Origin of the sequence: Methanobacterium aggregans (genome assembly GCF_017874455.1) — an archaeon.
GTDB lineage: Archaea > Methanobacteriota > Methanobacteria > Methanobacteriales > Methanobacteriaceae > Methanobacterium_C > Methanobacterium_C aggregans.
The window spans coordinates 71,940-84,226 of sequence record NZ_JAGGLN010000006.1; the positions used below are offsets into that span (position 1 = coordinate 71,940).

Annotated in this window: 8 protein-coding genes; 5 read left to right on the forward strand and 3 right to left on the reverse strand. The window is 35.4% G+C overall.

Translation table 11 applies throughout. From position 1 onward, the window contains the following. Nucleotides 1-78: 78 nt before the first annotated feature. The 3 genes from J2756_RS09735 to J2756_RS09745 are packed head-to-tail and all read right to left on the reverse strand — an operon-like array spanning nt 79 to nt 1,294. Entirely contained in the window at nt 79-336 is a 258-nt protein-coding gene (locus tag J2756_RS09735) for a hypothetical protein (RefSeq protein ID WP_209585140.1), read from the reverse strand. Nucleotides 337-351: 15 nt separating this feature from the next. After that, nucleotides 352-873 carry a DUF1802 family protein gene (locus J2756_RS09740; RefSeq protein ID WP_209585142.1) on the reverse strand — a complete coding sequence of 174 codons (522 nt, stop codon included), beginning with the start codon at nt 871-873 and terminating at the stop codon, nt 352-354. 13 nt (nt 874-886) lie between these two features. Next, nucleotides 887-1,294 carry a DUF365 domain-containing protein gene (locus J2756_RS09745; RefSeq protein WP_209585144.1) on the reverse strand — a complete coding sequence of 136 codons (408 nt, stop codon included), beginning with the start codon at nt 1,292-1,294 and terminating at the stop codon, nt 887-889. A 277-nt stretch (nt 1,295-1,571) separates the two neighbouring features. Here J2756_RS09745 and J2756_RS09750 point away from each other — a divergent pair, with 277 nt between their 5' ends. The 5 genes from J2756_RS09750 to J2756_RS09770 all read left to right on the forward strand — a co-directional run bounded on the left by J2756_RS09750 (nt 1,572) and on the right by J2756_RS09770 (nt 12,169). Then, nucleotides 1,572-4,823 carry a helicase-related protein gene (locus J2756_RS09750; RefSeq protein ID WP_209585146.1) on the forward strand — a complete coding sequence of 1,084 codons (3,252 nt, stop codon included), beginning with the start codon at nt 1,572-1,574 and terminating at the stop codon, nt 4,821-4,823. A 47-nt stretch (nt 4,824-4,870) separates the two neighbouring features. Further along, nucleotides 4,871-5,614, forward strand: a complete 744-nt coding sequence (locus J2756_RS09755) for a DUF4391 domain-containing protein (RefSeq protein ID WP_209585148.1) — start codon at nt 4,871-4,873, stop codon at nt 5,612-5,614. Between the two features lie 64 nt (nt 5,615-5,678). Continuing rightward, nucleotides 5,679-7,565 (forward strand): site-specific DNA-methyltransferase, encoded by a 1,887-nt coding sequence (locus J2756_RS09760; protein ID WP_209585150.1) that lies wholly within the window; start codon nt 5,679-5,681, stop codon nt 7,563-7,565. An 11-nt stretch (nt 7,566-7,576) separates the two neighbouring features. Continuing rightward, nucleotides 7,577-10,528 (forward strand): type III restriction-modification system endonuclease, encoded by a 2,952-nt coding sequence (locus J2756_RS09765; protein ID WP_209585152.1) that lies wholly within the window; start codon nt 7,577-7,579, stop codon nt 10,526-10,528. 186 nt (nt 10,529-10,714) lie between these two features. Further along, nucleotides 10,715-12,169 carry a hypothetical protein gene (locus J2756_RS09770; RefSeq protein ID WP_209585154.1) on the forward strand — a complete coding sequence of 485 codons (1,455 nt, stop codon included), beginning with the start codon at nt 10,715-10,717 and terminating at the stop codon, nt 12,167-12,169. The last annotated feature ends 118 nt before the right edge of the window (nt 12,170-12,287 follow it).

Sequence of the window (12,287 nt, forward strand, 5' to 3'; positions counted from 1 at the left end):
ACTTTATTTTAATTTATAATGAAAAATTAACTTCTTTTTAAACGTTAATTAATAGATATCATTAGTTATTTGGTCCCTTTAAAATGAAAACCTTTTCTTACTTCCCTTTTTACTCAATCCCTTGAACTCCTCTGCATTGTAACGTTCCATTTCATAGATTTCCTTGGATTGGGTGGTGATAATCTTTTGAACTTCTCCCTCTTCAATTTCAACCTGAACCAGACCCTCCCTTGTCACATACTCCAGTATCACAGGTTCATTGATCTTTTCATCAACACCATCTTTATTCCTTTTTTTAACTGTGAACTTCCTTCCAACCCTGAAATAGGCATCCATAACAGATTTCCCCTTTTATATTTTACTTTTAATGTCTTTTAGTAATTTATTGAAGTCTTTATCATTGATAACAGGTTTTATTCCATCAAGAGGGACCTCCTCTTTAAGGTTGGCATACTTGATTCCACCGTTGGTTTGGGACATCACTGGGTTTTCAAGTTCATAAACCCTTAAAATCCAGATATAAGCTTTGTTCTTTTTTAAGTAGGATTTAACATGTTCATTGGTCCAGATATGGTAGGGTTTCAGGGTTCCTATTCTCTGGGAGGATTTTTCGATTATTTCCTCAACCTTTGCAAAGTACTTAACCTCCTTGTTTTTACCATCAGTTTTTGGGAGGCTATTCTCCTTTGCAAACCCTTTAAAATCCTTTTTGAAGCTGTCAAGGAAGTTGTCCTTGTTGGCGTAACTTACAGTTGGGTATAAAAGAAATTCTGGAACGTTTGTTCCATAGTTACGTATTAAAATAGTTTGTTTTCCCTGTCCCAGAGCTTCAACTGTTGCATTCCATTCATTGAGACATTTAGTGATGTTCATTTATAACACCAGATCATCCTTTATTCTTCTCAATCATCTTGAACTCGTCTTCGTAGAGGTACTTACCTGAAACAGCAACGAAGCGTTTAGGTGTCACTGGTTTTTTGAATTTCTGGAAGTTTTCAAACTCAATAACATTCATTTCAGTTCGATTTTTAGCGTATTTTTTGAGTTCTTCAGCTGTTATCATGAGCTGATTTTTGTACTTCCGTGTGATGGCTGCAGTTTTCATCTTCTGAATGGATATGATATCTGCCCAGCCAGTGTATGCTTTTGCTCCGTGGGATTCATAGATTATGAATTTATCTCCCTTTTCAACCTTTCCAAGATGGGATTTACTCACAAATACAGTTTTTCCATTGTTATAGATTCTTTCTGCATATTCTGTTGGTATTGGATGCGAAACGCCTTTTATTTCCATATTATTTCCCCCTTATTATGGTTTTAATAATATATGTTATCCTTTTGATATATTACTGTAAAAGTGTTTTGACTTTTATTTTTCGTTGTTTAATTATACCAACAGTATTTTGTTATGCGTGTGTCCCATGACTTTTGGATAATAACCCTTTCGACTTGAATGTTTTTTAAAGATATATATAATATCAACATAATACTCTTATTATCTTATCATTTGATAATCATTATCTAATGATTTTATTTCTCTTAAGGGTACTAAGAAATGGATGGTTGATAATTTGAGACCGCCAAAAATGATTGACAACAAGAAAAATGGAACTGTGTATGAGGAATTACAGGAAAATCTTAAAAAGGGGTCTAAACTTTCTGTAATCTCTGCTTACTTCACCATGTACGCATACTACGAGTTACGCAATGAACTCGATAAAATTGAGGATATGCGCTTTATTTTCACAAAGCCCACATTTGTAGAAAGGGACAATGAGCAATACAGAGAGTACTACATTGATAAAAACAATGAGAAGGACATCTTAGGGAATGAGTTTGAATTAAAACTTCGTAACGAACTGAAACAGGGTCATATAGCTAAAGGATGTGCGGAGTGGCTTAAAAAAAAGGCAGAAATTAAATCATTCAAAAAATCCAATATTGCACAGCCCCGTATGATCTACATGGAAAATCCTGATGAAAATGTTTTTATCCATGGAAGTGTTGATTTCACAACGGATGGGCTTGGAATAACTCCATCTAACCGTCCTGATCTGAATACATGTATGTACGGAAATGAAGAAACCTTCCAATACCTTCAGAACTTCAACGATCTGTGGGAAGATGAAACACTCCTCATGGATGTTAAGGAAAAAGTTCTAGAACAAATGCAGGTGATGTACAAGGAAAACCCTGGAGAATTCATCTATTTTGTCACAATATACAACATATTCCATGATTACCTTGATGAATTAAGTGAAGAGAACATTGTAAAGACGCGTACAGGTTTTAAGGAAACTCAAATATGGAATAAGCTCTACAGATTCCAGAAGGATGCTACTATTGGTGTAATAGATAAAATGGAAAAGCACAATGGTTGTATTCTTGCAGATAGTGTTGGTCTGGGTAAAACATTCACAGCACTAGCTGTTATTAAGTACTATGAGCTTAGAAACGACAGGGTGCTTGTTTTAGTTCCAAAGAAACTAAGGGAAAATTGGACAATATATACGCAAAACGATAAGAGAAATCTCTTCATAAACGACAGATTCAACTATGATGTTTTGAATCATACAGATCTAAGTAGAACAGGTGGAAACTCTGGAGAAATCAACCTGAAAACTATCAACTGGTCCAACTACGATTTAATCGTTATAGATGAATCCCATAACTTCAGAAACAACCCTGCTGTTAAGGATAGAACCACCAGATACGAAAGGTTGTTGAATGAAGTTATTAAGGCTGGAGTTAAAACAAAGGTCTTAATGTTATCAGCAACACCTGTAAACAACCGTATGAATGATATAAAGAATCAAATAGCTTTTATAACTGAAGATAATGATAATGCATTTTCTGGTGTTGGATTGAACAGTGTCGATCAGATTTTAAGAAAAGCACAGATGGTGTTCAATGAATGGTCAAAACTTCTAGATGAGGATAGAACAGGTGAAAAATTCGTTGACATGATGGATCTTGACTATTTCAAACTGCTGGATACCCTAACGATTGCCCGTTCAAGGAAACACATCGAGAAGTACTACGACCTTGATGAGATAGGAACCTTCCCAACTCGCAAAACACCAATCAACCAATACTCAGATATTGATGCTTTGAATGAGTTCCCACCAATTAAAGAGGTTAATAACTCCATTAAAAGGCTTAATCTTGGGATTTATTCTCCAATGCTTTACCTTTTACCAGATAAAAGGGAAGCCTACAGTGAAAAATACGATGAAGCAGTGGGTGAAGGATTCTCAATATTTAAACAGAGTGACCGTGAAAGACAGATCGTAGTTTTAATGCGTATCAACATGTTAAAACGTTTAGAAAGCTCAATTCATTCCTTTAAACTCACCATAAGCACCTTACTTGAGAAGATCAATGCTCTAATCTGGAAGATAGAAAACGACGATATAAACTACGATCCAAACATCGATATTTCCCTCATTGATCCAGATGGGGATGAGTACGATGACATGATGTTTGGTAGAACTAAGAGGGTTCTCTTTAAGGATATGGATCTTATCAAATGGAAACAGGACTTAAAAGCAGATAAAGATAAACTCTCATCCCTTCTTGAAGAAGCAGAAGAGATAACACCAGAAAGAGACTCCAAACTTCAAGATCTGAAGAAAATCATTGAACGTAAGATCAACAATCCAATAAATGATAATAATAAGAAAATTGTGATATTTACAGCCTTTGCAGACACCGCTAATTACCTCTATGAGAACCTATCTGGATGGGCAATGCAGAAACATCATTTACACTCTGCACTTGTTACAGGCTCTGATACCAACAAAACCACTATGGATGGTGTAGGAGCAACAGATCTAAACAACATTCTCACGAACTTCTCACCAATCTCAAAGGAACGAGCTAAAATAAACAGTAACGTCACAGAGGAAATTGACATACTCATTGGAACTGACTGTATCTCTGAGGGTCAAAACCTCCAGGATTGTGACTATCTTATCAACTACGACATCCACTGGAATCCAGTGCGTATAATTCAACGTTTTGGAAGAATAGACAGAATCGGATCCAAAAACAATGAAATACAGCTTTTAAACTTCTGGCCAAACATGGAACTGGATGAGTACATAAATCTCAAAGAGAGAGTTGAAAACCGTATGGTCATGGTGGATGTATCAGCCACTGGTGAAGAGAACATCATTGAAGAAAATGAAACCAAAAAAATGAACGACCTGAAGTATCGTAAAAAACAGCTGATGCGACTCAAAGATGAGGTCATTGACTTAGAAGAGATTTCAGGTGGAATATCCATAACAGACCTTACATTCAACGACTTCAAGATAGATCTCATGGAGTACATGAAACACCATCGTAAGGAACTGGACGAAGCACCCAACGGTATATATGCAATTGTCGAGATACCTAATGAACTTAGAGATACAGTAAAACCAGGTGTTATATTTACCTTAAAACAGGTGAAGGGCTTTGAACAAACCAAGGATCAGAACCCACTATTCCCACATTACATGGTTTACGTTTCAGATGATGGAACAGTACAACTAAGTTACTTACACGTTAAAAAGATATTAGATTACTACAAAAAGCTCTGCCTGGGAGAAAGGGATGTTTTAGTGGAACTTGTCCAGGAATTCAACGAGGAAACCTATGATGGACGTGATATGAGCAAATACTCAGATCTACTCGAATCATCCATAGAAAACATTTTAGGTAAAAAAGAAGAAGCAAGAGTTGCAAGCCTCTTCAACAAGGGAGGTACTGCCATGGTGAAGAATAACTTCTCAGGACTTGAAGAATTTGAGCTTGTGACCTTTTTGATAATGAGATGAGTTTTTAACTTTTTTATTCCTTTTATCAATGACAAGAGGGTGAATAAATGTCAAAGCTATCTGAAATTACGGATATTCCAGTCAAATGTGAACTTGGAAACACTGTATTCAAAAAATTCTTCTATGAAAACGCCAAACTGAACAGATCCGACAGGGACCTTTTCATCCAATCCATTGATAAAATAAAATGGGAATACTGCTTAAAAAATGAAACCATCAACATAAAACCATTTAAAGATGATATTCGAGAGTACAGTGAAGTGGAAATTTTAAAGATAGGACTTAAAATTCCCAATAAAACCAAACGCATAGCTGAAATAGTGATGCGAGCCATACCATATCCAATGGTTATTATTTTTCAATATGGAAATCAAATACAACTTTTCACGGCTCATCAGAGGCTGAACCTTTCAAATAACAACAAAAACGCCCTTGAAGAGTTGATATTCACAGACTGGATAAATCTGGATGATCCAGATGAAGCTGATGAAAAACTGTTTGAAAATTTAAATATCAAAAATTTGAGCTTCACCAACTTTTACACCTTTTACAAGGATATTGTAGATGCATTGATCAAATACAATGTTTCAAAACTCATTGGAGAACCTGTAGCTGATGATGCAGATGAAGTAAAATCACTTTATGATGATTTAACATCATTGGATACTGAAATTGAAGCTATAAAAAGTCGAATGGGGAAGGAAACACAATTTAACCGAAGACTTGAAATGAATATAAAAGTTAAAGAATTGGAAGATCAGAAAAAAGAATTAACTGATAAATTGAATTAGATTTATGCTTATTATTAATTAAAATTGTAGGAAACTTGATTTAAAAGCTATAGAGGAATCAGAAATGCAAGAAACTAAATTAAACGGCGAAAGTCTGGACATATTATCTGGAAACGTGTCCAAACTCAAGGAACTATTCCCAGAGATCGTGACAGAAGACAAAATTGACTTTGAGAAGCTGAAGGAAGTTTTAGGAGAATACCCTGAGGAAGATAAAGAGCGTTACAACTTTACTTGGAAGGGTAAATCTGCATCTCTTCGCTTGGCTCAGACCCCTTCAACAGGCACACTCCGCCCATGTAAAGAGGAAAGTAAGAATTGGAATAATACTGAAAATCTTTATATTGAGGGGGACAACTTGGAAGTTCTAAAACTTCTTCAGAAGAGTTATTATGGTAAAATAAAGATGATTTATATAGATCCACCTTACAATACAGGTAAAGATTTTGTTTATAAAGATAATTACAATGACAACTTGCAGAATTATTTAGAATTAACAAAACAGGTTGACAGTGAAGGAAACAAGACTAGTACAAATAGTGATACTCATGGGAGGTACCATACTAATTGGCTTAATATGATGTATCCTCGTTTAAGACTTGCTAGAAATTTACTGACAAATGATGGGGTTATGTTTGTTAGCATAGACGATAATGAAGAGGATAATCTTAAGAAATTATGCAATGAAATTTTCGGCGAAGAGAATTTTGTATCTACTATAATATGGGAGAAAAATTTTGCTCCAAAAAATGATAATAAATACATTTCTACAAGTCATGAATATGCATTATGTTACGCGAAAAATAAAAATAAGTTTTCAAGAAATTTATTGCCTCGCTCTGAGGAACATAATAAAGGATATAAAAATCCTGATAATGATGAAAGAGGTATTTGGTCATCGGGTACAATGTTAGCAACTACATTTAGTTCTAAATATGTATTTGGAATTAAGAAACCAAACAATGAACTTGCTTATCCTCCTGAAGGGAGATGTTGGAGATACTCTGAGAAAAAAGTTCAAGAATTAATTGATGACAATAGAATATGGTTTGGTAAAGATGGAGGTAATGTGCCCCGTATAAAAAGGTTTCTTTCAGAAGTTCCAGATGGTATTGTACCTCAGTCATTATGGAAACATACTGATGTGGGGAATAATCAAAATGCCACAAATTTAGTAAAATCTATTTTTGATGGTAAACATATTTTTACTTTTCCTAAGCCTTTAGAATATCTAAAAAAAATGTTGGTTATCGGTACAAATAGTAATGACATTATATTAGATTTCTTTTCAGGCTCTGCAACAACCGCTCATTCAGTAATGGATCTCAATGCTGAAGATAATGGTAATCGTAAATTTATAATGGTTCAACTTCCTGAGCCCACTAGTGAAAAAGATGAAGCTTACAAAGCAGGTTATAAAAATATCTGTGAAATTGGTAAGGAACGTATTAGGAGAGCCGGCGATAAAATAGTTTTTGAACTTAAAAAGGACACTCAAACGTCTTTTGATGGTAAAAAGGCTTCAAACTTAGATATTGGTTTTAAAGTCTTCAAATTGGATAGTTCTAATCTCCAAAAGTGGGATCCGGATTATGAAAACCTTGAGCAAACTCTTTTAGATAGTGTTGAAAATCTAGTTCCAGGTCGCAGTGAACTTGATCTAGTCTATGAAATCATGTTGAAGTATGGTATTGATCTAACTCTTCCAATTGAGGAGTTCACAGTTCAAGATAAAAAGGTTTATTCAATTGGTTTAGGAGCTCTTTTGATTTGTCTTGAGGATAAAATAACTTCAGATATGGTAAATGAAATAATTAAACTGAAAGAAGATTTATCCCCTGAAATTATGAGGGTTGTTTTTAAGGATAATGGATTTTTAAGTGACAGTGATAAAACCAACTTCAAAGAAACCCTTAAAACAAATGGAATTGAAGAATTCGTGACCATCTAAGGAGTTAAAAAATGAAGTTTAAATTTAACCCTAATCTAAAATACCAAGATGCAGCTGTGGCATCTGTGGTTGATCTTTTTGAAGGTCAGAGATCCATGCAATCTAACTTCACAGTTTTAAGCTATGGTAAACAGGTAGGATTATATGATTCAGGTCAAGGTATTGGGAATAGATTGGAATTGATTGAAGAGGATATCCTTGAGAATCTCCATAAAGTCCAGCTTAGAAATGGTTTACCCCAAACAAAGAATTTGGGCCATCATAACATGGATTTTGACGTTGAAATGGAAACAGGAACAGGTAAAACCTACGTCTACCTGAAGACGATCTTAGAACTTAACAAGAGCTATGGATTCACCAAGTTCATAATTGTTGTTCCAAGCATAGCAATCAAGGAAGGAGTTTACAAGTCCCTTCAGATGACAGAGGAACACTTCAAAGGATTATACGACAATGTTATTTATGATTACTTTATCTACGACAGCCAGAAACTGGAGCAGGTTCGAAACTTCGCTGTAAACAGCAACATTCAGATAATGATCATAAACATCGATGCCTTTCGTAAAAGTTTCACAGACCGTGAAAAGGAAAGTAAAGCGAACATAATCCACAGGGAAAATGATAAATTAAATGGAATGAGACCCATTGAGCTCATCCAGGAAACCAATCCTATTGTCATCATTGATGAACCCCAATCTGCAACAAGCACCCAGAAAGCCCAGGAAGCTATCAGATCACTCAATCCTCTGTGCACGCTGCAGTACTCAGCTACTCATGTGGAAAAACATAATCCAGTTTATAAACTTGATGCAGTGGATGCATATGAACTGGAGCTTGTAAAACAGATTGAAGTTGCATCCTTTGAATCAGTTGATTATCATAACAAAGCTTACTTGAAACTTGTATCAGTTGATAACAAGAAATCTCCAATAACTGCAAAAATTGAATTGGACACCTACAAAAATGGGAATGTCAAACGTAAAACTGTAACAGTGCGTCAGGGAGATGATTTAGCATCTAAAAAGCTTGGAAACCGTGATATCTATGAAGGGTACATCGTTGGTGAGATCTACTGTGAGGAAGGTAATGAGTATGTTGATTTCACAAACAAACCAGATATCCTGCGTATAGGCAAAGCCATTGGAGACATCGATGACCTTGTAATTAAACGTCAGCAGATACGAAAGACCATAGAAGAACATTTAAATAAGGAATTACTCTTAAAACGTAGAGGAATCAAAGTATTGAGTCTGTTCTTCATTGACAGGGTTGCAAATTACCGCTACTACGATGAGGAAGGGAATCCTCAAAAGGGAATATATGCTGAGATCTTTGAGGAGGAGTACAAAAAACTCATCAAAAAGCCAAAGTACAGCACCCTTTACAAGGAAGTTGATATTGAAACAGCTGCTGAAGATGTTCATGATGGTTATTTTGCCCAGGATAAGAAAAAGAAATTTAAAGATACACGTGGAAACACTTTAGCGGATGATGATACTTACAGCCTCATAATGAAGGATAAAGAAAAACTTCTAAGCTTTGATAGTAAGTTAAAATTCATATTTTCTCACTCTGCCCTTCGTGAAGGTTGGGACAATCCAAACGTCTTCCAGATATGTACCTTGAATGAAACGAAATCCTCAGTTAAAAAGCGTCAGGAAATTGGGAGAGGATTGAGACTTTGTGTTAATCAGGAAGGAGAGAGAATAAAAGGTTTTCAGACCAACACTCTAACGGTTATGGCCAACGAAAGCTATGAAGATTTTGCTAAATCCCTGCAGAAGGAGATTGAAGAGGATCAGAACATCAAATTTGGAGTTATACAAGAACACACATTCGCAAACATTACTTACAATAACAAACCCCTTGGTATGGACGCTTCTAAGGAATTATTCGATTTCTTCCAGGAGAAGGGTTACATCAACTCCAAGGGAAAGGTTACAGATGAATTGAGGGTTGCACTGAAAAACAACATTCTTGAAGTCCCTGAAAAAGAGAAGTTTATGCAGGTTAAAAAGAAGATAGCTGCTGCAGCCAAAAAAGTCACTGCAAAACTCAACATCAAAAACAACGCAGACAAAAGGGAAGTTAAGCTCAACAAGAAGGTTTACCTCAACCCTGATTTCAAGGAATTTTGGGACAAAATAAAATACAAAACCACATACTCAGTTGATTTCAGCACTGAAGAATTCATTCAGGAATGTTCAAAGGCCATGAAGGAAATTGATGTTAGACCTCCAAAGTTAATTTACAGTGCAGCCCTAATTGATATAAAAGGTAAAGGTATTGGAACCGAGGAAACTCAGCACAGCACTGTGTATGCTGATGAGGAAAAACCTGATCTACCTGATATTGTAACATTTCTACAAAATGAAACTGATTTAACCCGTAAAACAATTGTTGATGTCCTTATTAAAAGTGAGACCCTTGATCAGTTCAAGAAGAATCCACAGGAGTACATGAATGCAGCTTTGAAGATCATCTCAGCTCAGATGAAACACATGATAGTTGATGGCATCAAGTACACCAGAATAGGGGACAATGAGTACTACGCACAGGAACTCTTCGAGAACACAGAGTTATTCGGATATTTATCCAAGAACATGCTTGAAAGTGAGCGTTCCATCTACGATCATGTGATATATGACTCTGAAGGTGAAGCAACCTTTGCAGATAGGCTTGAAAAGGATCCAGAGGTTGAACTTTACACTAAACTTCCTGGATGGTTCAAGATACCAACTCCCCTTGGAAACTACAATCCAGATTGGGCAGTACTCTTTGAAAATGATGGTGAAAGGAAGTTGTACTTCGTTCTTGAAACCAAGGGAAATACGAGTTACGAATCCCTGAGACAGACTGAAGCTGATAAAATAAAGTGTGGTAAAAGACACTTCGAAGCTCTGGGCACTGGAGTTGAATTTAAGGCAGTTGACAGATACAACAGGTTCAAAGAAACGATTTAACTCCCAAAACATCCCTTTTTTTATATTTTAACTAAATATTCTCTTTTTCTTATTTATTTAAACATTGTGCACTGTAACTATTAATTCAACTAACTTTTAAGCTAACTAAAACCTTTTTATGCAGTTATTCTCATACAATCTGTTATGTCTTCAAGTGAAAAGCAGGATCTGCTAAAAACAATTACAATGAAAGAACTTAAAGAGATATGCAAGGTCAATGGGCTTAAGGGTTACTCTAAATATAAACACAACGAATTAATCAAATTTGCAGCAAAGAACCTTAAAATATCTCTTCCAAAGCTTAAAGCTACTGTTGAAGAATTATCTGAACAAAGATTAGTGTCTAAAATCAAAGATTCAGAAGATTACGTTCTAAGAAAGGTTGTTAACATAGAATCCTACGATGATGAATTAGTAACAGCCACAGTTGGAAATCATAAGTTGAAGCTTTACAACTTTGGAACTGAAGATTTTTCATATATATGTGATGGTAAATGTCCAGAGTACATTTACCGTGTGAAACATGGCAGATCTCCCTTTTGTAAACATTACCCTGCAGTTATTGCAGAACTTATCTATGAAGAAAAGTTAGATCCAACCCTAACTCAACCCAATTTCATCTCAGGCCAAAGACTGGAAGCAGTACAGGAAATTGTGGAAAAACGAAGAAAGGAAGATGGAATTGTAAAATCATCTGGAAGAAACATTGAAGATTCCCTAAAAAATATCAGAGAAGATATTCTAGAAATTTCTTGCAAGAACGATGCTCTGGCACGGGAAAAATATCATGAAACAGCTGAAAAGGTATTTAAAACCCTGGTGGATGAATGCTTCCAGTTACTTGAATATGAAACAGTATTCAATCGACGTAATGAGGGATGGGACCTTCTTTTGATTGGAACTAACGCACCAAAACCTTACATAGTTGTTGTAAATTGTAAACCTGCTGATTCTGGGAGTTACGGTACCCATAGAAATCCAAATTTTGTGTCCAATCTAAAGAATCAGTGCATAGACATGTGCAAGGAACAGTTAATGGGAGTTTACAGGGACTACGTGAAGTACATGGTTGTTGTAGCACCTGACTTCAACCAAGACGTTATCCAGTTGATCCCAGAGTTCAATGAAATCAGTGGTGGAGTAAAACTTTCACTCTTACCAATATCAACCCTGCTTTACCTTGTGGAAAACTACCGTGAAAATCCAATTCTAACACATTACAACTCAGAATGTCTATTTAAAAGGGACATAATAACAACAGAAGATGTTGATGAACTATTTAAAAAATCTGAGGAACATATTGAAGAACTGACTTCCAAGGCAAGGAAGGTTCTAAGAGACAGGATGACAGAGATATCCAAGCACAACACAGACTCCTGTTACATAAAAATCGATGAAGTTTTTTTACAAAGAACCTTAGAGGAGGTTATCTCAACCCTAAACCCCTATCTCCTTAAACAGGGCATGAGTGAGTTTACAGGCGTTAAAAATGTTAACATAAACCATGATTATTATCTGCTCTGGGAAAGGGTTTTGAAGGGTTTAACAGAGGAATTCACAGAGATATTGAAGGAACAGTCACTACTTCAGATTCAAAGATCCGCCTTAAAGGAAGATGTTATCAGATATTTAGGAATATGAACTTCCTTTTCCATTTTTAAACCTTTATTCTAATTTTTCATTTAAAATTCATTTTGATATCTTTTATTTAGATTTATCCTTAAGCATTTAATAGTAAAGGTTATTTTTTAAAAGTTTT

Bases quoted from the DNA above. Each gene is read 5' to 3' on its own strand.
- J2756_RS09735 (WP_209585140.1), bottom strand. From the start codon at position 336: ATGGATGCCTATTTCAGGGTTGGAAGGAAGTTCACAGTTAAAAAAAGG.
- J2756_RS09740 (WP_209585142.1), bottom strand. From the start codon at position 873: ATGAACATCACTAAATGTCTCAATGAATGGAATGCAACAGTTGAAGCT.
- J2756_RS09745 (WP_209585144.1), bottom strand. From the start codon at position 1,294: ATGGAAATAAAAGGCGTTTCGCATCCAATACCAACAGAATATGCAGAA.
- J2756_RS09755 (WP_209585148.1), top strand. From the start codon at position 4,871: ATGTCAAAGCTATCTGAAATTACGGATATTCCAGTCAAATGTGAACTT.
- J2756_RS09760 (WP_209585150.1), top strand. From the start codon at position 5,679: ATGCAAGAAACTAAATTAAACGGCGAAAGTCTGGACATATTATCTGGA.
- J2756_RS09765 (WP_209585152.1), top strand. From the start codon at position 7,577: ATGAAGTTTAAATTTAACCCTAATCTAAAATACCAAGATGCAGCTGTG.
- J2756_RS09770 (WP_209585154.1), top strand. From the start codon at position 10,715: ATGAAAGAACTTAAAGAGATATGCAAGGTCAATGGGCTTAAGGGTTAC.